Below are 21,532 nucleotides of genomic sequence, written 5' to 3' on the forward strand. Positions count from 1 at the left end.
GGCGTTGGCACGCCACGCGGCAATCGACAGGAAGGCGGTGGGTCAGCGCAGGGCGATGGCGGCCGGCGGTGCGGCGACCCACCAGGCCGGGCCGCCCAGCGCATACGTCGCCGGGAACAACCCGTCGGCAACCGGGCGCTGCATGAGCGCGTCACGGTAGGCGACGGTAACGGCGGCGGTGCCCTTCCCTACCGTGCCGGTGTACCACGCGGCAATGATGGCCAATGCCGCATCGCGCACGCCTGGCGACGCGACGATCGTCGCCGGGGAGTCCGCGGTGGCGGCCACACGCTTCAGCGCGGGAAGTGCGGCGGTGGTCGCCGGATCCAGTGAAGCCAGCGCGGCACGGATTCGGCCGGCGACCGACGGATCCAGATCGGCCTTGCCGGTCAAGGCCACGGAGAGCGCAAGGAATTCGGTGTCTGCAGCGGTGCTGCCCGCTGCTGCCGCATCGCGGCGTGGGGTCTGGTTGGCGCTTGGCTGGGTGCCGGCAGCGGGGTCATCGCTGCGCCGGCAGGCCGCGAGCAACGCCATCGAGGCAGACGCCAGAAGGAACTTCCGACGCGACCATCCATGGGATTGCACTGGGCCCGCATCACCGTTGCTGTCATCCACGGGGCGTTCCAATTGTGACGTTGGGGGGTACGCCCATGATTGCAGGCGGCGCAGGTAGCATCAATTGACGAAGCTAATAGTTCACTTATGCAATCAATATTCGGGCGCCGTGTTTAAGTGAATGAAAACCGCCGCTTACGCGACAGCGGCGACCTGATGCGTACAGACGTCCGACGATGGAACGATCTGTCTTTGTCCGGCCCAACATTCACGCCGCCCTGACGCGACCGCGTCGCAGCCGCAGTAGTTTTACTGTCACGGTCTCCGCATTGACACGCATGCAGGGCACGCGTCTGCACGACACACTTCCAGGCATCTGCTGCGGCCCCAACGGAGAACCCATGAGCCACGCCCCTGCCCCGCCAGCCGCCGCGCCGACCGCCTCGCTGGCCAACGACCTCGCCCGCGGGCGCACCCACCTGGGCAACGAGCGCACGCATCTTGCCTACCTGCGCACCACCGTGTCGCTGATCGGGTTCGGGATCACCATCAACCGGTTCAGCACCTATCTGATCCAGAACGATGAAGCGCCCAAGGGCGGCCGCCTGATGCTGCATGACGCCAGCAACGCCGGTTTCGGCATGGTGCTGTTGGGGCTGGCGCTGCTGGTCTGGTCGCTGGTGCGGTACCGGCTGGTGACACGGGACATCGAGCGGGGGGTCATCAACCCCCGGCACCGCGCCACCACGGTATTCACCCTTGGCTTGTTGTTGATGGGCGGGCTGACCGCGGTCTGGCTGTTCACCGACTAAGGTCTTCCACCGCCCCCCTCTTCACTGGGGCCTCTGCTCAGCGGGGATAGAGCAAGGTGACACTGAACCGGAGGCCCCAGTCCGGCTCGCCGCGCGGGCCGTCCAGGTAGGCCCGCACCCCACCCTGGTAGCTGATCATCTGGCTGCCCAGCTTGCTGACCTTCGAGTACTGGAGGTTGAGCGGCACGGTCCACTGGCTCGCCTTCCAGTCGTAGGTGGACTCGATGTTCACCGCCACGGTGCGGCCGCCGGTGAACGCCTTGGCCACGAACGGCTGGACGAACGTGTTGCTGATGTCCCTGCGACGGGAGCCACTGCCGGCGATGTCCGACAGGTGGTTCACCAGCGCGCCGAAGGTCCAGCTCGCGTCCTGTCTGAGCACCACGAAGGTGGGACCGGCGCCCCAGGTGTCCGCGCCCAGGTCATCGGTGCCGGTGGGTACCAGCAGCGCCGGGCCGATGCCCCAGACGATGCCGGACGGGCCGGTTTCCTTGGGCGAGAAGAAGAAGCTCTGGGTGAGGTCGCCGAGGCCCGCCTGGTCGGTGCCGGGAATCACGTCCTCCTGGTAGGCCACCGGCAGGATGGTGCGGGAGATGACGTTCCACTCCGGCGAGATCGAAAACGGTGCAACCGGCTGGATGTTCAGCGTGTGCCGATAACCACCATTGGCGTAGCCGTCGTCGTAGTTGTACTGGAACGGCACGCTGATGAGCGCCGCGACGGGGTTGGAGAGCTTCTTCGCCAGGGCGTCGGCATCCTGCGCCGACACCGGGCCGGACAGTACTGCGAGTGCCGGAACCAGGGCGAGCGCAGCCAGCAGCGGGCGTAGGCGCAGGGGGCGAGCAGCGTTGGATGAGCAGTGCATGACGGAGACCTATGAAGGCGTGGGCAGGGCCACAGAACGCTGGAGATCGAGCATCGGGTCCTGTGGCACGTTGATGCCGCCGGTACTGGGCAGGTCCAGGTCCAGTACCAGGCCCACGGCGAGCGAGAACAACAGGAGCAGCAGCGTTGTCGACGTCCGCTGGCGAACGCGTTCATAGCCGAGCAGCCCTGCGGCAAACAGCGCGAACAGGAACAGCATCCGCAGGATGCGATGGGGAATGTGGTCCTGCCGGGCCGCGAACCGCTCGCCGGCGAGGTCGATGGATTCGTTGGTGGTGGTCACCATCAGGCTCGCGCGCGGGGTGTCACGGAAGGAGTCGGTGGCCGACATCACGGCAGCCCACAGCTCCGTCTGCAGCGCGGTGGTGCGTGCGTACCGATCCAACTCCTGCTGTGCGGTCTTTGCCTTGGCGAAATCCACGCGTGCGTCGATGTACCGGCGCAGCACGGCGCGTACGCGTTCGGCGTCGGGCGTCTCCAGCAGATCCGTCCGCAGCCAGGTGGTACCCAGCGCGTTCGCCTCATGCAGCACCAGCGATCTGCGCTCGTCGTAGCGGCCGAGCGCGAGCGAAAACGTGAAGCCGATCAGCAGCGCCAACAGGCCCAGCACGGTGTTGGTCGAGAACGAGTCGCCCTCATCGGCATCGGTGGCCGTCGGCTCCCGGGACTTCCGCAGGTTCTCTCGTCTGCGCAGGAAGGACCCCAGCTCGCGGGCGGCGATCAACGCGACGAAGAAGATCACGGTGAGCAGCCACAAAGGGACGAAGGAAACGCTGCCTGGCATTTGCATGCTCCATCAACAACGGGTGCGCGAGGGGTGTGGTTGAGAATCGCCGATGACTCCCGCATCTGCTTCGGTACTTCTACCGAGCCTTACCCAGTGATTGATGCATGTGGCACTGCAACTCACGCGTCGCCCACCTTTGCCGGTGCGCTGACGCGCCGTCCCTTGCCTCATCCACCGTCTCCACCCTCCGCATCCAACAAGCGCTCGACGAACTCCACGGCGTTCTGCATCACCGCATCGAAATCCGCACCTTCCTCCACATCGGGTTGCATCCAATGCTGGTCTTTCAACGTAATCACGAAAACAAAGGCCGGCTTGCCCGCCGGCTGCCACGCGGTGACGTGATAGTCGACGTGCCGGTACGCCGCATCCAGCGTCGCGCTGGCCACGGAGGCACGTTCGATGTGTCGAGCTGCACCCCGCGCCTCAAACCCGGCATCGCTACCCGTTGGCAGGTCCAGCACCTGGGTGCCGAACCGCACCCGCCGGGAGGCGGCAAGGCGACTGTATTTCCGCGATGCCACATCGGAGATGCCGCACAGGTTGTCCGGGCACCGCCCCAGGTTCGGGCCACGCATGGGATACGTTCGGTTGGAAGCCACTCGGGACATCGCCACCCACCTGTCGTGCCGGTCTACGGGGCAAAGTCTGGCCGCACGTCGCCAAGAGCGCATCAGTAAAGCCGCGTGCCGGGCGTGCGTAGTCTTACTTACCGGCCGTCACAATCGGGAACGCGCCCCGATCCGAACAGTGATTTCGGCGAAGCGCTGGTCGCCACGCTGATATGCCGTCGGGCTGAGACGCCTGGAAGCTGCGGCCACCGTCAGTAAAAGTACGGTCCCGCAGGGTTTGCATCGGCAAGGCAGCGCTGACATTGCCTTCATGCGCGCGGGTCAACCCTGTGCGCAGCCTGCCATTCCCACCGGAAGGACGTTCGCCATGCTGCCTGACTCGCTCCGGCGTATCGCCACCCAGTTGTTCGATAACGGCCTGCTGCGCCTGATCTTCGAGAACACGCGCAACATGGCGGTGTCCTCGCTCATCACGGCGGCCGGGCTGGAGGTCGTGCGTGCCGGGCCGGGCGACCTTGACCTGGTCAATCCCACCCTGGTGGGTTACGTGGTCACCACCATTGGCGCCATCCTGCTGGTGCTGAACCTGATGGACGGCCTGTGGCGGCTCAGCCGGGTGAAGTCGCACCTTATCCTGCAGGTATTGCTGTGCGGCGCGTACGCCTTCATCTTCTGGCGCGTGGTGTACCTGGTGCTGTACTTCAAGGCCGGGGCGGGATGAGCATGAATACCGGCGGCTGACAGGCTTCACGGCTCGTCCTTGAATATCTTCCCGTCCTTCATGATCACGTTGAAGTTGGCGTCCGGATTCGTGATCACCGCGATATCGGCCAGCGGGTCGCCGTTGACCAGCAGCAGGTCGGCCAACGCGCCCTCCTCCACTACGCCAAGACGCCCGGCATAGGCGCTGCGCTTGCCCGACAGCGCCAGCAGCTGCGCGTTGGTGCCGGTGGCCATGATGAGCGCCTCGGCCGGGGTGTACCAACGGGTCAGGCTGGCCAGGATACGGTTCTGCTGGGAGGCCAGCGCGCTGGAGAACAACACGTCGGTGCCGAAGGCGGTCTTGAGCTTGTACTTGATGGCCAGCCGGTAGGTCTGCTCGGTGCCGGCGAACACTTCCTGCGCCTTCTGCCACTGTTCCGAGCCCGTGGGGAAGGCATCGGCCAGCTCCGGCGGGAAGGGCTGCGTGCTGAGCCAGGTGCCGGTATCGCGCATGCGCCGGGCGGTGGCGTCGTCCATCAGGCTGGCGTGTTCGATGCACTTCACGCCCGCACGGATGGCGCGCTGGATCGCCTCGGGCGTGTAGGCGTGCACGGTGACATAGGTACCCCAGTCTCCAGCCGCTTCGACGGCGGCGCGCACTTCCGGTTCGGTGAACGTGACCACGTCCAGCGGGCTGTGCGGCGAGGACACGCCGCCGCCGGCGGTGAGCTTGATCTGGCTGGCGCCGCGCATCAGCTGCTCGCGGGTGCGCACGCGCACTTCATCCGGCGTATCGGCGATGGCACTGTCGCCGATCACGTCGTGGCGCGAACCGGGCTGGCCCAGCGCACGCGGCAGGTCGGATGCCTCGCGGAAGTCGCCATGCCCGCTGGTCACGCTGATCATCGAACCGGAGGGGAAGATGCGCGGGCCATCGGCGTGTCCGGAATCGATGGCCGCTTTGAGCCCCCACACGGCACCGCCGACGTCGCGCACCGTAGTGAAGCCACGCATCAAGGTCTTGTGCGACTCCGCGCCGGCCACGATGTTGATATAGCCTGTATCGGCGGTCATCAACGACTGGATGGGGATGCCGGCGAACATGCTGTGCCAGTGCATGTCGATCAGCCCCGGCATCAGGGTGCGACCGCGCCCGTCGATGCGGCGTGCGCCGGGCGCATCGATCGCGCCAGTGGCTATCCGCGCGATGGTGTTGCCCTGCACCAGCACGTTGCTGGGCGCGGAGAGACGTCCGTGGCTGCCATCGAAGATGCGCACGTTGGTGAACAATACCGATGGCACCGCCGCTGCACCGGTCGCAGGCGCTGCGCCCGCCGCCTCCGGTGCGTTCTGCATCACGGAATGCGCGGCGGTCGAGGCTGCCAGGCCGATCGAGACCACGGCACCCAGAATCAACACGGACAGTCGATGCGACATGGCGCTGCGCCCCCGTAGCGGTGATTGCGCTGGTATAGGAGTGGACGCGTTAGTGCCGCGTGTTTGCGGGATTTACTGGTGTTGGTTTCACCGCTGCATAACGGCCACGGGAGGGTAATTCCAAGGTCTACCCTGGAGTGTCTGTCATGACCGTGCTCTCCCGTTTTGGCAAGGACCCGGGCTCCATCGGCGTGGCAATGAAGGCCAGCTGGCCACGCCTGCTGATCGTGGGGGTGCTGCTGCTGGTGATGGGGGCCTTCGGCATCTATGCCTCCTCGCTGATGGTGAGGACGATGACCGCATTGGTCGCCGGCTTGTTGGTCATCGCTGGCGCGCTGCAGCTGACCGAGGCGTTCCTGCTGCATGGGCTGCCCAGCTTCGCCATGACCATCCTGCTGGGTGCCGCCCAGATCATCGGCGGCGTGGCGATCTATACCCACCCCGAGTGGGCCGCGTATGCGGTGGCCACGACCGTGGCGGCGGTGCTGGTGGTGCAGGCCATCGCGCAGATCAGCCTGGCATTCCGCTTCCGGCCGGGCGGGAAGCGCTGGATCTCGCTGGTATCCGGGCTCATCGCGCTGGTCGCGGCCGTGGTGTGCGTGAGCGGCGTGGCCTGGGCGGGCCGTGCATCCGCGTCGTGGGGAGTCGGGCTGGCACTGCTGGCCATGGGGGCGGCGTACATCGCCATCGCCCTGCTGTTCCGCCAGGACCGCGATCCTGCGTAGGCCGATGGCGCGCCCTAGAGCGCGCCTTCCAGATAGGCATAGATGTAGTTGGAGCCGCCGTCGACCGTGCCCAGCAGCCGCGCCGAGCCGAAGATGCCGGAGCGGTGCGAGACGCCCACGCCGAAGTAGAGTTCGTGCCAGCGCTCGCTGCCGAAGATGTCCCCCAGGCTGACGTCGATGCTGGGGTCCAGATAGTTCAGCACCTTCGAGGTATTGCGGTCGCGCCGCGCCTGCGCCTGGGCTTCGGCATAGGGCACGCGTTCGGCGTACGACACGCCGAAGCCGAACCCGATCCGGGTCTTGACCCGGTGCGACCACGGGAAGCCGTAGTAGAAGCCTTTCATGTACGCGTCTATCTGCCAGGCATCGGGCTGGTGCCCGCGTTCCTCATGACGCAGCACGCCGACATAGCCCACCAGATCCAGTGGCCAGCCGTTGAGGCCGGACACGAACGGGCGGCCCACGTGCACGCCCCAGATGTCGGTGGGATCGTCGTCGTTCAAGTCGGTGCAGCTGAAGGTCATGATCTTGACCAGATGGCAGCCTTCGGCCGAGTCGCGGCCATAGAAGACCTTCACGTAGGTCGGCGTGCCCTCCTTGTCCCACCGGACCTGGCCATTACCGAAGTCATACGCTGCACCCAGCATCGCGCCCCACTGCATGTCGCTGTCCACCAGCGGGCTGTTGCGGATGGTGCTGGCGTACTGCTTCACGAACACGCCGCCGAGCAGGCTCCAGTGCTGCAGGATGCGGTAGCGCCCGTACAGGCCGGCGGTCACGTCCACGCCACTGCCGGCCGAATAGGCCGTGCGTTGGTCCGTCACCTCCCACGGCTCCACCCCGAAGTAATAGTCGTTGAGCTTGGCGCTGCGCCAGTCCACGCTCAGCACCGGCTGCAGCGCCCAGCGGTCGCCACGCCAGGTATGACCGTAGGCGGCCCGTACTTCGGTGCCGTTGGAACTGCCGGACACGTCCTGGCGCACGCTCAGGTCCAGCGCATGGCTGCCGTGCTTGAGGTAATACCGCGCCCCCACGTCGGCTTCGCTGTTGCGCGTCTCCATGCCCTCGAGGATGTCGGGGGTCTCGTCTTCGGGATAGCCTTCCAGCCGGCGCTCGACGAACAGCTCCAGGCCCTGGTCCTCGCGCGGCGTGAAGCGAACGCCGGCTGCGTTGGAGCGCAGGAAGAAGCGCTCCCCCTCATAGAGATAGAGCGGCATGAAGTCGATGCGGTCGTCGGCACCCGTGTACGGCGAGGATTCGATGCGGCTGAGGAAACCGAGACCGGCGCTGCCGGGTTCCTCCAGGATAGTGCCCAGCATGGCGTCCTGCGCGGCCAGCGGTGCGGCGGCGGCCAGTGCGACGGAGAGCAGCACGGGTCGCAGCCGGCGCGGCGCGGTGCGGCGATGTCTCGAGCATGTGGCCATGATGCCTCCTACTTCACGAAGTCGTACTTGATCGCGGTCTGCAGGCGGAACACGTCGCCGCTGGCGCCGCTCTGCTCCTGCAACTTGCCGTACAGCAGTTCGGCACCCCAGCTCCAGCTGGGTGCGGGCTGCCAGATGACGTTGGCGGCGGCGTAGTCGCTGCGACGGAACGTGGTCGGATCCAGCAGCGTGTCGCGCTCCAGATAGAGGCGGCTATAGGTCACGGTGGAGCGCCAGCGCTGGGTCCAGTGGTGGGTATAGCCCACCCACCCGCCGTACTGCTGCATCACCTGCAGCTCGCCCTGCGGATCGACCACGCCATCCAGGTTCAAGCCGCCCAGGTCACCCAGGAACGCCGCGATGCCCTGCCCGCCCAGCGCGCCGAACACGAAATAATCGCCGTTGTCGCCGCCGCCCCAAGTGCCGGTCAATGCCACGCCACCGGCCATGGCGCTGTCACTGCCTTCGTTGCTGTCCTGCGCCGAATCGTAGGCCAGGTAGCGCAGCAGGCCGGACGCCTGCAGGCTGCCCCAGCCCGCTTCATGCCGGGCGGCCAGCACCAGGTTGGGGGCCGCCGTGCGCGAGCGCTGCGTTGCGCCACCGAACTGCAGCTCGGGCGCGCGATGCTCGGCGGCCAGGATGATCTGGTTGCCGCCGCCCAGCGGAAAGTATTGGCGGATGCTCGCCAGCCGCGCCGACGGCGAGGCGCCCGGGCCAGCGAAGTCCAGCGTGTCGGGGCCGGAGTCCAGGTCCATGAAGGCCGACCAGCCGAAGCCCACGTAGGTGTTGCCCAGCTGCCCCCACGCATGCCGCAGCCGGTAGCCGTAGCTGCCGCCCGAGCCGAAGAAGTCGTTCTGGATCAGGAAGCGCAGCTGGCCGGCGCCGGTATCGCGTCGCCCTTCGAGGGTCAGCCGGGTCTGCCGTGCGTGCATGTTGAAACGCGTGCTGTCGCGGCCACCATCGACCGGAATCTCGGAGGTGATGAACTGGTCGCTGTCGCCGGCATCGCCGCTGTCGAACATCGCATCCAGCTTGGCGTAGCCGCCGAGGCGCAGCCAGGTGCCCGTGCCCGGGATCAGGAAGAAGCCGTCCAGTTCGTCACCCGGGGGCACTTCATTGTCGACGCGGGCGCTGGCCTGGTCATCCTCATCGAAGGGTTCGCGTGCCGGCAATGGCGACGGCGGCACCTGCAACGATGCAGGCGTGGCCGCAACCAGCGGCGCGGCGGGCACCACGACCGCGCCTGGGGTCGCGGCCACGGCGGTGGTTGGCTGCGCAGGCGCAGGCGCAGGCGCCACGGGCGTTGCACTGGCCTGCCCCGTCTCCAGCGCCTGGATGCGCGCGGTGAGCAGGTCCACGGTCTGGCGCAGGCGCTGGATCTCGGCGTCCTGGCTGGCGTCGCGGGTCTGGGCGGCGACCGCGCCCGGCAGCAGCACGGCGGCAAGGCAGATCGAGCGGGTGGGAATGCGCATGGGAAGCGGCCCTCACTGGCGTGTCATGAAAAAGGGAACCTCAGTCGGCGGGTTGCTCCCGCTGGTCCTGGCCGCCGCCCAGTGCGGCGTACAGGTTCACGGCGTCCTGCAGTGCCGCCGCACGCAGCTGCAGCAGGTTCTGTTCGGCGGCGAAGTGGTTGCGCTCGGCATCGAGCACCTCCAGGTACGGGGTCAGGCCGACGTCGTAACGGTCATGTGCGGTCACCACCAGCGCCTGCTGTACGTCCACGGCGCGCACCTGCGCGGCAATCTGGCGGTCGTTCTCCTCGGCCGCGATCAGCCCGCTGGCGACCTCGCGGAAGGCGTTCTGCACGGTCGACTGGTAGGCCACTTCGCGTTCGTCGCGGCCGGCATTGGCGCCGTCCACGCGCGCGCGGCGCGCACCCCAGTCGAGCAGCGGCAGCACGGCACCGGCACCGAACGACCACACCCGGTTGCTGTCCGAAACCAGCCCGGACAGGTCGCTGGACGCGTAGCCGCCAGCGCCGGTCAGGGCGATGATCGGGAAGTACAGGGCCCGCGCCACGCCGATGTTGGCGTTCGCCGCGCGCAGCTGGTGCTCGGCCAGGCGCACGTCCGGGCGCGCCTCGAGCAGGGCCGACGGCAGCCCCGGAGCGAGCCGGGTCAGCTGCGCGTCGGGATCCAGCGGCAGCCCGGCCGGCAACGTCGGCGGCAGCGGGTTGCCCACCAGGAACTGCAGCAGCTGCAGCGCCTGCCCATGGTTGCGCCGCAGCTGCGCCAGCTGCAGTTCGGCCTGCGTGACCAGCGCATAGGACTGGTTGAAGTCGATGGATGACGTCAGCCCGGCATCCATGCGCAGCTGAGCCAGTTCCAGAGTCTCCTGGCGGCTGGACAGCGAACGCTCGGCCAGCACGATGCCCTCCTCGCTGGCGCGCACCGCGTAGTAGCTGGCGGCCACGTTGGCCACCAGCGAGAGCTCGGCGGTGTTGCGTGCTTCAACGGTGGCCAGGTACTGGCGTCGCGCCACCTCGTTGAGGTTGGCGACGCGGCCCCAGAAGTCCAGTTCGAATGACGGTATGCCCACCTGCACCGCATAGCTGTCCACCGTGACCCGCGGCGCACCGTCGGCGGCGCTGAGGGGCGTGCGCAGGCGCTGGCCGGATGCATTCGCATCCAGCCCGGGCAACCGCTGGCTGCGCTGGATGCGGAACTGCGCACGCGCCTGCTCGATACGGGCCGCGGCGCCGGCCAGATCGCGGTTGTAGACCAGCGCCTGGCCGACCAGATCGCGCAACACGGGATCATGGAAGAAGGCCTGCCATGCAATCGCCGGCGCGGCTGCGCCCCCGGCGGGCAGCTGCGGAAACTGCGCGGGCACCGGCGCGTCCGGGCGCACATAGTCCGGCGCCAGGTTGCAGCCGCACAGTGGCGAGACCGCCAGCACCACGCCCACGCGCCAGAGCATGCGGTCAGCCATCGGCATCCCCGTTGCGCGCGGCTGCAGCGGCTGCGGGGTCGACCGTGCGGGCGCGGGCGCGTCGCCGCAGCAGGAAGTAGAACAGCGGGGTGAAGAAGACGCCGAACAGGGTGGCAGTGAGCATGCTGCCCAGCACGCCGGTGCCCACCGCCTGGCGGCTGGCCGCGCCGGCACCGGTGGCGATCACCAGCGGCACCATGCCCACGATGAAGGTCAGGCTGGTCATCAGGATCGGACGCAGCCGCTGCCTGGCCGCCTGCATGATCGCGTCCTGGGTCGGCACGCCGCGCGCCTCTTCATCCAGGCCGAACTGCACGATCATGATCGCGTTCTTGGCCGCAAGGCCGATGATGGTGACCAGGCCCACGGTGAAGTAGACATCGGCCGACATGCCGCGCATCCCGGTGAATACCACGGCGCCGAGAATGCCCAGCGGCACCACCAGCAGCACGATCACCGGGGTCACCCAGCTTTCGTACAGCGCCGCGAGCAGCAGGAAAGCCACGATGAAGGCCAGGCCCAGCAGCATGCCCACCTGACCGGAGGCTTCGCGCTCTTCGCGCGCGGTACCGGTCCACTCGTGGCGCATGCCCGGTGGCAGCACATCGTCGGCGATGCGTTCCATTTCCTGCAGGGCGGCGCCGCTGGCCACGCCGGGCGCGCCCTGCCCCGACACCGTGGCCGACAGGAAGCCGTTGTAGCGCTCCACCTGCTGCTCGCCCACCGTCCAGCGTGTGGTGGCGAACGCCGAGAACGGCACCGACTGGCCATTGCTGCCGATCACCCGCAGGTCGGACACATCCTCGGCACGCATGCGCTGGTCGGCGTCGCCCTGGATGAATACCCGCAGCACGTTGCCCTGGCGCACGAAGTCGTTGACGTAGGCCGAGCCGAACATGATCCCCAGCGCCTGGTTGACCTGCGACAGCTGCACACCCAGCGCACGCGCCTGGGTGCGGTCGATGTCCACGAACAGCTGCGGGGCACGCGGCATGCCTTCCGGGCGCACGCCGGACAGCCGCTCACTGGCCGCCGCACGCGCGGTGATGCCCATGGCGGCGGCATTCAAGCCCGCGCCACCCACACCACTGCGGTCCTCGATCTTCATGCTGAAGCCCGACGCGTTGCCCAGTGACTGGATCGCCGGTGGGTTGAGCGCGAACACCTGCGCCTGCGGAATGCGCGAGAACGCCGCGTTCATGCGCGCGGCCAACGACATGGCGCTGCGCTCGCCGCCGCTGCGTTCCGCCCACGGATGCAGGTCGACGAAGGACATGCCCACCGCCTGGCCCTGGCCGAAGAAGCTGAAACCTATCACCGTCGCCACGTTGCGCACTTCGGGCTGCTGGTGCAGGATCGCCTCGGCCTGCTCCGCCGCCGCACGCGTGCGGGCCATCGTCGCCCCGGGCGCGGCGTTGTACGCCACGAAGATATAGCCCTGGTCCTCGGTGGGCAGGAAGCCGCCGGGCAGCCGCGCGTACAGCACGCCGGTGACCGCCACCACCACTAGGAACACCCCGATCCACAGCCACGGGCGCAGCAGCATGCCGCCCACCCACCCGGCGTAGCTGCGGGTGCTGCGGTCCAGGCCGGCGTTGATCGCACTGAACAACCGGCGCCGCGGACCGCCCTTCCCCACCTGTTCCTTTGCCGGGCGCAACATTGCACCGCAGATGGCCGGCGCCAGGGTCAGCGAGAGGATGGTGGACACCACCAGCGACACGCTCAGGGTGATGGCGAACTGGCGGTAGATGCCGCCGGCCGAGCCGGGGAAGAAACCCATCGGGATGAACACCGCCAGCAGCACCAGCGTGGTGGCGATGATCGCCCCGGAGAGCTGACCCATCGCCTTGGCCGTGGCCTCGCGCGGCGGCAGCGCGTCCTCGCGCATGATCCGCTCGACGCTCTCCACGATCACGATGGCATCGTCGTTGAGGATGCCGATCGCCACCACCATCGCGAACAGCGACAGCAGGTTGATCGAGACCCCGAACGCCAGCAGGCCGAGACACGCGCCGAGCAGCGAGACCGGCACCACGATGGTGGGCACGAACACCGCACGCCAGCTCTGCAGGAACAGCAGCACCACGATGGAGACCAGCACCAGCGACTGCACCATGGTGACGGCCACCCCGCTCACCGATTCGGTGATGAACGGGGTGGTGTCGAACGGGGTCGTCCAGTGCATGCCGTCCGGGAAGCTCGTCTCCAGATCCTGCATGCGCTGGCGCACTGCGGTGGCGGTGGACAGGGCGTTCGCGCCCGTGGCCAGCGATACCGCCAGGCCGGCGGTCTCCTGGCCGTTCAGGCGCAGGTTGAACGCATAGTTGTCGTTGCCCAGCTCCACCCGCGCCACATCGCCCAGCCGCACCGTGGCGGCGCCCGGCGTGGCGCGGATGATCACCTGGCGGAACTGCTCGGGTGTGCTGAAGCGCCCGCGCATCACGATCTGCGCGGTGGTTTCGGTGGACGGTGTGGTGGGTTGCAGGCCTAGTCCACCTCCGGCGGTCTGCGCGTTCTGCTCGCGCACCGCCGCCATCACCTCACCCGGTGAGATGCCATAGCTCACCAGCTTCTCGCGATCCAGCCAGATCCGCATCGCATAGCTGGAGCCGAACAGGGTGACATCGCCCACACCGTGTACACGCCGCAGTTCGTCGGCAATGGTGCTGTTGGCGTAGTCGCCCAGCTCCAGCGCCGAGTAGCGCCCCGTGTCCGACTGCAGCGAGATCAGCATCAGGAACCCATTGCTGGCCTGGGAGACCCGCACGCCCATCTGCCGCACCTCGTCCGGCAAGCGCGGTTCGACACGGGCCAGGCGGTCCTGCACCTGCGAACGCGCGATGTCCAGGTCGGTGCCGCTGCGGAACGTCACCCGGATCTGCGCGGTACCGTTGGCGCGGCTGGTGGAGGTCATGAACAGGAAATCGTCCACGCCGCTCAGCTCGTTCTCGATCACCGACGTCACGGTGCGGTCCAGCGTCTGCGCATCGGCGCCGACGAAGGTGGCCGAGATGCTCAGCGAGGGCGGCGCCACATCCGGGTACTGCTCCACCGGCAGGCTGTTCAAGGCAATGCCGCCAAACAGGATGGCGAACAGCGCGATGACCCACGCCAGCACCGGCCGGTAGACGAAGTAGCCGCTCATGGGGCCTTGGCCTTCGCTTTGGCAATGGGCGCGGTCTGGATGGACACCGGCTGGCCGGGCTGGATCTTGTGCCAGCCATCGACGATCACCCGGTCACCGGGGGTGAGTCCGGATTGCACCACCCAGCGGCCATCGGCCTGGCCGGCCAACGTCACCACCCGCCGCACCGCGATGTTTTCATCGTTGACCAGCATCACGCTGGCCTCGTCCTCGCCCACTTGGATGGCGCGTTCGGGCAGGCTGGTGCCGTTGCGGATGCTGCCCACGGCCAGGACACCGCGCACGAACTGCCCCGGCAGCAGCCGCCCGTCGGGGTTGGCGAAACGCGCACGCAGGGTGCGGCTGCCGGTGGCGGGATCGATCGCGGTCTCGCTGAAGTCGACCACCCCGGGGGTGGCGAGGCGCTCGCCGCCGTCGAGCAGGATCGTCACCTGCACCTGGCGGTCGTCGCCCACGTCGATGCGGCCCTCGGCCACGCCGCGTTCCAGCGCGTTCATCGCGATGTTGGACGGATTGAAGATCACGAACGCCGGGTCCACCTGGTCGATCCGGGTGAGCAACGTGGCCGCAGCGGCGCTCACCAGCGCCCCTTCACTGACCTGCGCGCGCCCGGTACGCCCTTGGATCGGTGCGCGCACGGTGGCGTGATCCAGTTGCAGCACCGCACGGTCCACCGCGGCCTGCGCCTCCATCAGCGCCGCGTCGGCCTGGCGGAACGACGCCTGCGCCGATTCGTATTCCTGCACGCTCACGGCCTTGCGCTGCACCAGGGTCGACAACCGCGCCCGCATCGACGACGTCTGCGCACGCGCGGCCTTGGCCGAGGCCAGCGAGGCACGTGCCTGCTGCACGCGGGCCTGCAGGTCGCGCGGATCGATCTGGAACAGCGGCGCGTTGGCCGCGACCTCGGTGCCGTCCACATAGAGCTGGCGCTCCACGATGCCGTCGGCACGCGCGCGCACTTCGGCGGAACGACTGGCCTCCACCCGCCCGGGCAACTCCACCAGGTTGGGCACGGCCTGCGCCTTGACCACTTCAACGGCGACCAGCGTTGGCGGCCGCTCCGCACCGTCCGCTCCACCGCCGCGCCCACAGCCAGCCGCCAGCGCAACCGCCGCCAGCAGCCATGCACGCGCCATCCACCCAAGGGATTGCATCCTTCTGGCCTCCGCGGTGTCGCGGGGTGGCACGGCTCGGCGCCGGCCGCCCTGCGAGGAAGTGTCGGTTGCGCCGTGCCTAGAAAGACACCGCGTCCCGGATCAACGGACAGGTCATGCAGTGGCCGCCACCCCGGCCACGCCCCAGCTCGGCCCCGACGATGCTGATCACTTCAATGCCCTGCTTGCGCAGGTCGGTATTGGTCTGCGTGCTGCGGTCGTAGGCCACCACCACCCCGGGGGCCATGGCCACCAGGTTGTTGCCACTGTCCCACTGCGAGCGCTCCGCCGCGTAGCGGTCACCGCCGGATTCGACGATGCGCAGCTGCTTGAAGCCCAGCGACTCGGCGACCACATCGCAGAACGGCTTCTTCTCGAACACGATCTCGAGGCCGGGCTCCTTGTCGCTGGGATACAGCGACACGGTATGGATCTGGTCGACGATGCCCGGGAACACGGTCACCACATCGCGGTCGGCGAACGTGAACACCGTATCCAGATGCATCGCCGAACGCAGCTTGGGCATCACCGCCACGATCACTCGCTTGGCCGCCCCGTTCTTGAACAGCGACTGCGCCACCTGGGTGATGGCCGTACGCGACGAGCGCTCGCTCATGCCGATCAGGACCACGCCATTGCCCGGAATGAGCACGTCGCCGCCTTCCAGCGTCGCGTTTCCGTAGTCGACGGTGGGGTCGCCGAACCAGATCGGGAAGTCCGCCTTCGTGAAGTCGGGATGGAACTTGTAAATCGCCGTGGTGAGGATGGTTTCCTCATGCCGCGCCGGCCAGTACAGCGGGTTCAGCGTCACCCCCTGGTAGATCCAGCAGGTGGTGTCGCGTGTGTACAGCGTGTTGGGCAGCGGTGGCAGCAGGTAGCCGACCAGATCGGGCACCTCGCGCACGGCCTGCAGGGTAGGCCCGGCGAAGTCGTCCGGCAGGTCGAGGACGCTCAGGCCGCCGATCAGGGTTTCAGCCAACTGGCGTGCCGGCAGGCCCTGCAGGTAGGCGCGCACCTCGGCCATGAACTCCACGCCCACTTCATTGGCGTTGATCTGGTGGTCCAGGATCCAGTTGCGTGCTTCGACATTCTCGAGGGTTTCGGTCAGCAGGTCGTGCATTTCCACCACGTCCACGCCGCGCGCCCGCATCTTGGACATGAAATCGAAATGGTCGCGTTTTGCGTTGTCGACCCAGATGACATCATCGAACAGCAGGTCGTCCTTGTTGCGGGGCGTCAGCCGGCTGTGTGCCATGCCTGGCGCACAGACCATCACCTTCCTGAGGACGCCGACTTCGGAATGTACGCCGTAGACGTTTGCAGTGGACATTGCGGGTCTCTCCGTTGCACGAAATGACGGGAAAAGAAGCCGCCCGCCCGTTGCTGCGGTTGGCCGCCAGGTACGTCGTTGCTGCGCGAAGAACTAGTCCTTGAAAGGTAAAGCGCACGTGAGCGTCGGAATCTGGATAGCGGCAAAAACCCCTTGAATTGCTGAATATGCTGCGCCTGCTGGGTGCCCGCGCGCTTTCACGCCGCCGTTACCCGCCGCGTAGTTAATCGCTGCTGCATGGAGCAGATTACGGTCAAGGCTGGCTGTTCCTATTTCCGTTGTCCCGCGTGCTATTCCGATGGAGACACAAGATGAAACTTCGACATGCAGGCGCCGCAACGGCGCTGTTGGCGTCTGCCCTGTTCATGGGCGGCTGCGCCACACATACCACCCCCAGCACCTTCAACCGGTCCGAGGTCGGGCGCGCGCAGACGGTCGAAGCCGGCACGGTCCAGTCGATCCGTCCGGTACAGATCCAGAATGATTCCCGCGGCGTGGCCACCCTGGTCGGCGCCGGCATCGGTGGCGTGGCCGGCAGTTCGATCGGTGGCGGCAGCCGCGCCAATACCATCGGCGCGATCGCCGGTGCCGCGGCCGGTGGCGCGGCAAGCAACGCGCTGGCGCGAGGTGTACGCAACGGCGTGGAGATCACCGTGCAGCTAGAGAACGGCCGGACCGTTGCGGTGGTGCAGGACGGCAACCCGTCCGACTACCGCGTGGGCGACCGCGTGCGCGTCTCCAGCGACGGCACCACGACCCGCGTCACCCGCTGACCCGGGGATGCCCCTGATGACGTGCCCCGTCCCCCACGGACGGGCACGTCACCGGTCTGTCCAGCCGAAGGAACCGTCATGCGCATTCTGTTGATGTCCCTGCTTGCCGTGGCGACCCTGGGCGGCTGCGCCACGTCGCCCACCATGACCACCCAGGACCGCTTCAATCTGTACGTCCAGCACGCCGGGCCACCGGTGCAGTCCTTCCAGCTCACCCGCTTCGTGCGCCATACCCAGTGGACACCGCTGGGCGACCGCGCCCTGGCGATATGGACCAGCTCCAGCCGCGGCCACCTGCTTGAGCTGCGCGGCCGTTGCACGGGCCTGTCCATCGCGCACACGGTACAGATCACCAATTCGTTCGGCACCGTCAGCGCCCGCTGGGACAGTGTGATTCCACGCACCATGAGCGTGGCCATGCCGCAGTCCTGCCGCATCATCCGGATCCGCCCGCTGGACGGCACCGCCATACGCGATGCGCGCCGCGAGATGCGCAACACCCTTTACGGTGACCGCCCTGCCGACGTCGTGGAAGACACCGGGCCGGATGTGTCCGATCGGTTCGACGACTGAAGGCTGAGCGGCCATGCCAATGGGACACTTTCGCAGCCTGATCCGCCGCAACGTCTCGCGCAGTCTGTTCGATGCGCGATGGATCATGGCGCCGTTCTATTTCGGACTGGTGGTCGCCCTGCTGCTGCTGTTGTTCGTGTTCCTGCGTCAACTGGCCACCTACGTGATGCACATTGCCGATCTGGGGCCGTCCGACGCGGTGTTGCTTGCACTGTCGCTGATCGACATGTCGCTGGTGGCGAACCTGCTGCTGATCGTCACCCTGGCCGGTTACGAGAACTTCGTCACCCGGATCGATTCCGGCCAGGAACGCCGCCCGGTCTGGATGGGTACCGTCGACTTCGGCGCGATGAAGACCAAGCTGATGGGGTCGATCATCGCGATCTCGGCCATTGCGCTGCTGCGGATCTTCATGAAGCTGGAGGAAGGCCTGGTGATCGAACCAGAGGTATTGCGCTGGATGTCGGTCATCCACGGCATGCTGCTGCTGTCGGCACTGATTCTGGCGATCATCGAACGCCTGTCCCAACAGACCCGGACACCGCATCCGCCCCGCGAGCCCTGAGCGGCGCTCAGCCGCCGGCCGCGCTGCGCCGCTGTTCGATCTGCTGGCGTCGCCGTGGGTCCAGCAGGGACGCGAGGCGACGGAGGTCAGCGGCGCTCCAGTCGTTCGTGCCCAGCACCGCCTGCCAACCGGCCACGTAGTGCGACGGCGCGAACACGTGGCCGTAGCCCATCGGCGTGCGGTCGGCCAGCAGCATGTCCAACGCCAGCTGCAGCATGCTCACCAACGGGTACCACCGCACCGCCGGGGAGACATCCGGCGCACGCGGCTCGGCCATCCAGTCCGGCTCCCGCCACGCATCGTACGGGGTGAAGAACGTGATCGGGTCACTCGCGTACTGCAGGTACACCACCCGCATTCGGCCCCATGGCGCATCGGCGGGCACCGGACTGCCGCCCTGGTTCATGAAGCGCACGGTGCGGCTGTCACGGAATACGGGCAGCCACTCGGTGGAGCCGGCGTTGCGCTGATTGGTCGTCTGTCGCCAGGTGCGCGTCGCGAAGGGCGGGCCGCTCCACAGCGCACCGTCGATGGGCGTATCGATCATGTCGAACAGGTTCACCGAGCGCTCGGAGTTCATCGCGCCCAGGCTCAGCCCGTGCACGTACAACCGTGGCCGCGTCTCCACCGGCAGCGTACGCCAGTAGGCATAGACCTCCGCGAACAGCAGGCGCGACGTTTCCTCGCCGTACTCGGGCTCGACCAGCAGCGACAGCGGGCTGGACAGGTACGAGTACTGCACGGCCACGCTGGCCACGTCTCCGTGCAGCAGGTACTCCACGCTGTCGATTGCGGCTGGGTCCACCCAGCCGGTGCCGGTCGGCGTGATCACCACCAGGTTGCGCCGCTGGAACCCCCCTTGGCGCTGCAGCTCGCGCAGTGCCAGCCGCGCCCGGGCACGCGCGTCCTGCGCCGCCGGCAGGCCGGCATAGACGCGCAGCGGTCGTTGCGCGGGCCTGCCAGTGAACGCCGCGATCTCCGCCGCCTCCGGTCCGGCACTGACGAAGTCGCGCCCTGCCCGGCCCATCTGCTCCCAGGCCACCAGCGAACCGGGACCTCCGGTCGTGCCGGGCACCGTGGGCGCGGTGGACTCGGGCGGAATGAGTGCATCGGCCTTGCGGAACGAGGCGTCTGCCGTGTGCAGCGCACCGCGCAGCAACACACCGTTGGCGATGTTGAAGAACAGCACCGCGGCCACCACGATGCCGAGCAGCCGCGCCACCGGTGCCGGCATCACCCGGCGCGACAGCGCCCCCACCCGTCGGGCCACCCACGCGAAGGCACGCCCGACCACCAGCAGCACGGCGAAGACCAGCAGCGCAATCAGCAGCAGCCGCAGCGAGTAGCCCTCGTCCATGGGCGGCAGCCCCATCACCGCGCGCACCGAGTCCTGCCAGGGCCGCACCCACCACACGGTCAGTGCACACGCCAGCAGGCCTACCCAGGGCAGCCAGCGCAGGCCACGCTGCAGCGGGCCGTGCCCAAGCTCGGGCAGCATCAGCCGTCGCCACAGGGCCGCCAGCGCCACGCCGATCAGGTAACCGACCGCGAAGCACACGCCTGACAGCACCCCCTGCGCGACGAAGCCGCGCGGTACCAGACTGGGCGTCAGCGAGGCGATGAAGCACAACGCACCCAACAGCACTCCGGTGCGGCACAGCGGGCCGCGATACGGCGCAATCAACCGCGCCAGTCCGCTTCGCAGCGGTGCCGCCGCCCGCGCGCGCGTCACAGCCGCAACCAGCCGCTGCCAAACCCGACCACGGCCGTCACCGCCATCGCGCACAGCAGCAGCAACACCACGGTCTCAGCCGGGCGGAACACCACGCCGCGGTGCCGCTGCCACGCCCAGAACAGCAGCGAACCGGGCACATACAGAAGGCTGGACAACAGCAGATACCGGCTGCCACCGGCCAGCAACATGGCGGCCGCATACACGGTGGCCGCACCGGCGATCCAGCGCATGCGCGCGTGTGCCGCCGCGTCCACCCCGCCCTCCGCGCCCAGCGAGAGCTTGAGCTGGTACGCGGCCACCAGCAGGTACGGCACCAGCGTCATCGCGCTGGTCATCTTCAGTGCCAACGTAAAGGCATAGTCGGCAAACCAGCTGACCAGCAGGAAGGTCTGGATCACGCCGTTGGTGAGCCACAGCGCCGCGTCCGGCACGCCGGCGCGGTTCTCGCGGGCGAGCGCGCGGGGCATGGCATCGTTGAGCGCGGCCGAATGCAGCACCTCGGCCGCCAGCAGCGACCACGACAGGTAATTGCCCAGCACGGAGACCAGCAACCCAATGCTGATGAACAGTGCACCCCAACGCCCGGCAATGGCCTCCATCACCCCGGCCATCGACGGCGTGGCCAGCGCGGCCAGCTCCGGTCGCAGCAGGACGCCGTAGGACAGGATGGTGACCATCACCAGCAGGCACAGCACGCCAAGGAAGCCGGCGACGGTGGCGATGCCCACATCCTCGCGGCGGCGCGCGTGCCGCGAGTACACGCTGGCGCCTTCAATGCCCACGAACACGAACACCGTGAGCAACAGCGTGCCGCGGGTCTGGTGCCAGAGCGTGCCTGCGCCGGGCGGCTCGCCTCCCCACAGGTTCAGGGCGAACACGTCGGCACGGAACCCAATGAACAGGAACACGATGAACACCGCCAGCGGCACCAGCTTGGCGACCGTGGCAATGGTGTTGATCAACGCGGCTTCCTTGATGCCGCGCAGGATGAGGAAGTGGAAGCCCCACAACAGTACCGACGCCGACAATATCGCCACCACCGTGGTGCCATCACCCAGCGCAGGGAAATACTGCCCCAGCGTGGCCTTGATCAGGATCAGGCAGGCCACATCGGCCAGGCAGCAGCCCAGCCAGTAGCCGACGGCGGAGAGGAAGCCGGCGTAGTTGCCGAACCCGGCCCGAGCGTATGCGTAGATGCCGGTGTCCAGCTCCGGCTTCAGCCGCGACAGCGACTGGAACACGAAGGCCAGCATCAGCATGCCGGTACCGGCAATGGCCCACGCGACCAACGCGCCATTCACCCCGGTATTGGCGGCGAACGCGGCCGGCAACGCAAAGATGCCCGAGCCGATCATCGAGCCGACCACCAGTGCGGTCAGCTCCAGCAGCGACAACTTGCGGCTACCCACGGCAGGGCTCAT

19 protein-coding genes are annotated in these 21,532 nt (G+C 67.7%); 6 read left to right on the forward strand and 13 right to left on the reverse strand.

From position 1 onward, the window contains the following. Positions 1–42: 42 nt before the first annotated feature. Positions 43–615: a sugar dehydrogenase complex small subunit gene (locus RT456_RS01855; RefSeq protein WP_313341679.1), complete on the reverse strand. Its 573-nt coding sequence runs from the start codon at positions 613–615 to the stop codon at positions 43–45. 341 nt (positions 616–956) lie between these two features. On the opposite strand from RT456_RS01855, the gene RT456_RS01860 reads away from it, so the two are divergent. After that, entirely contained in the window at positions 957–1,367 is a 411-nt protein-coding gene (locus tag RT456_RS01860; protein WP_313341681.1) for a DUF202 domain-containing protein, read from the forward strand. A 37-nt stretch (positions 1,368–1,404) separates the two neighbouring features. Here the strand turns inward: RT456_RS01860 and RT456_RS01865 are convergent, their stop codons facing one another. The 3 genes from RT456_RS01865 to RT456_RS01875 form a co-directional block, all read right to left on the reverse strand. Next, on the reverse strand, positions 1,405–2,232 hold the full coding sequence (locus RT456_RS01865; RefSeq protein ID WP_313341684.1) for a transporter: 828 nt from the start codon (positions 2,230–2,232) through the stop codon (positions 1,405–1,407). Between the two features lie 9 nt (positions 2,233–2,241). Then, positions 2,242–3,036 (reverse strand): hypothetical protein, encoded by a 795-nt coding sequence (locus RT456_RS01870; protein ID WP_313341687.1) that lies wholly within the window; start codon positions 3,034–3,036, stop codon positions 2,242–2,244. 170 nt (positions 3,037–3,206) lie between these two features. Then, entirely contained in the window at positions 3,207–3,617 is a 411-nt protein-coding gene (locus tag RT456_RS01875) for a hypothetical protein (protein WP_313341690.1), read from the reverse strand. Between the two features lie 361 nt (positions 3,618–3,978). Between RT456_RS01875 and RT456_RS01880 the strand changes: the two genes are divergently transcribed. Continuing rightward, on the forward strand, positions 3,979–4,332 hold the full coding sequence (locus RT456_RS01880) for a hypothetical protein (RefSeq protein ID WP_313341693.1): 354 nt from the start codon (positions 3,979–3,981) through the stop codon (positions 4,330–4,332). Positions 4,333–4,358: 26 nt separating this feature from the next. Here RT456_RS01880 and RT456_RS01885 read toward each other — a convergent pair whose 3' ends face one another. After that, a complete protein-coding gene (locus tag RT456_RS01885) occupies positions 4,359–5,750 on the reverse strand; it encodes an amidohydrolase family protein (protein ID WP_313341695.1) in 1,392 nt (463 codons plus the stop codon). Positions 5,751–5,896: 146 nt separating this feature from the next. On the opposite strand from RT456_RS01885, the gene RT456_RS01890 reads away from it, so the two are divergent. Then, positions 5,897–6,475, forward strand: coding sequence for a DUF308 domain-containing protein (locus RT456_RS01890; protein ID WP_313341697.1), 579 nt, complete (start codon positions 5,897–5,899; stop codon positions 6,473–6,475). 14 nt (positions 6,476–6,489) lie between these two features. On the opposite strand, the gene RT456_RS01895 is transcribed toward RT456_RS01890, so the two are convergent. The 6 genes from RT456_RS01895 to arcA all read right to left on the reverse strand — a co-directional run bounded on the left by RT456_RS01895 (position 6,490) and on the right by arcA (position 16,465). Continuing rightward, positions 6,490–7,848 carry a MipA/OmpV family protein gene (locus RT456_RS01895; RefSeq protein ID WP_313341699.1) on the reverse strand — a complete coding sequence of 453 codons (1,359 nt, stop codon included), beginning with the start codon at positions 7,846–7,848 and terminating at the stop codon, positions 6,490–6,492. Between the two features lie 59 nt (positions 7,849–7,907). Continuing rightward, positions 7,908–9,371 (reverse strand): DcaP family trimeric outer membrane transporter, encoded by a 1,464-nt coding sequence (locus RT456_RS01900; RefSeq protein ID WP_313341701.1) that lies wholly within the window; start codon positions 9,369–9,371, stop codon positions 7,908–7,910. Positions 9,372–9,411: 40 nt separating this feature from the next. Continuing rightward, positions 9,412–10,830 (reverse strand): efflux transporter outer membrane subunit, encoded by a 1,419-nt coding sequence (locus RT456_RS01905; RefSeq protein ID WP_313341703.1) that lies wholly within the window; start codon positions 10,828–10,830, stop codon positions 9,412–9,414. After that, positions 10,823–13,978 carry a multidrug efflux RND transporter permease subunit gene (locus RT456_RS01910; RefSeq protein WP_313341706.1) on the reverse strand — a complete coding sequence of 1,052 codons (3,156 nt, stop codon included), beginning with the start codon at positions 13,976–13,978 and terminating at the stop codon, positions 10,823–10,825. The genes RT456_RS01905 and RT456_RS01910 overlap by 8 nt, the downstream gene beginning before the upstream one ends. Then, positions 13,975–15,135: an efflux RND transporter periplasmic adaptor subunit gene (locus RT456_RS01915; RefSeq protein ID WP_313341709.1), complete on the reverse strand. Its 1,161-nt coding sequence runs from the start codon at positions 15,133–15,135 to the stop codon at positions 13,975–13,977. The genes RT456_RS01910 and RT456_RS01915 overlap by 4 nt, the downstream gene beginning before the upstream one ends. Before the next feature lie 79 nt (positions 15,136–15,214). Continuing rightward, entirely contained in the window at positions 15,215–16,465 is a 1,251-nt protein-coding gene (gene arcA / locus RT456_RS01920; protein ID WP_313341711.1) for an arginine deiminase, read from the reverse strand. A gap of 311 nt (positions 16,466–16,776) precedes the next feature. Here arcA and RT456_RS01925 point away from each other — a divergent pair, with 311 nt between their 5' ends. The 3 genes from RT456_RS01925 (at position 16,777) to RT456_RS01935 (ending at position 18,376) form a co-directional block, all read left to right on the forward strand. Further along, positions 16,777–17,238, forward strand: a complete 462-nt coding sequence (locus RT456_RS01925) for a glycine zipper 2TM domain-containing protein (RefSeq protein WP_313341713.1) — start codon at positions 16,777–16,779, stop codon at positions 17,236–17,238. Between the two features lie 78 nt (positions 17,239–17,316). Continuing rightward, positions 17,317–17,811: a DUF6491 family protein gene (locus RT456_RS01930; protein WP_313341716.1), complete on the forward strand. Its 495-nt coding sequence runs from the start codon at positions 17,317–17,319 to the stop codon at positions 17,809–17,811. A gap of 13 nt (positions 17,812–17,824) precedes the next feature. Beyond that, the gene (locus tag RT456_RS01935) at positions 17,825–18,376 is read left to right on the forward strand and encodes a TIGR00645 family protein (RefSeq protein ID WP_313341719.1); all 552 of its coding nucleotides are present in this window, start codon (positions 17,825–17,827) and stop codon (positions 18,374–18,376) included. A 7-nt stretch (positions 18,377–18,383) separates the two neighbouring features. Here the strand turns inward: RT456_RS01935 and RT456_RS01940 are convergent, their stop codons facing one another. After that, complete coding sequence (locus RT456_RS01940; protein ID WP_313341722.1) at positions 18,384–20,108, reverse strand: alpha/beta-hydrolase family protein; 1,725 nt, start codon at positions 20,106–20,108, stop codon at positions 18,384–18,386. Continuing rightward, positions 20,105–21,532, reverse strand: a complete 1,428-nt coding sequence (locus RT456_RS01945; protein ID WP_313341725.1) for a basic amino acid/polyamine antiporter — start codon at positions 21,530–21,532, stop codon at positions 20,105–20,107. Before RT456_RS01945 ends, RT456_RS01940 begins: the two co-directional genes overlap by 4 nt.

It is taken from the genome of Stenotrophomonas sp. (assembly GCF_032099025.1).
Taxonomy (GTDB): Bacteria; Pseudomonadota; Gammaproteobacteria; order Xanthomonadales; family Xanthomonadaceae; genus Stenotrophomonas.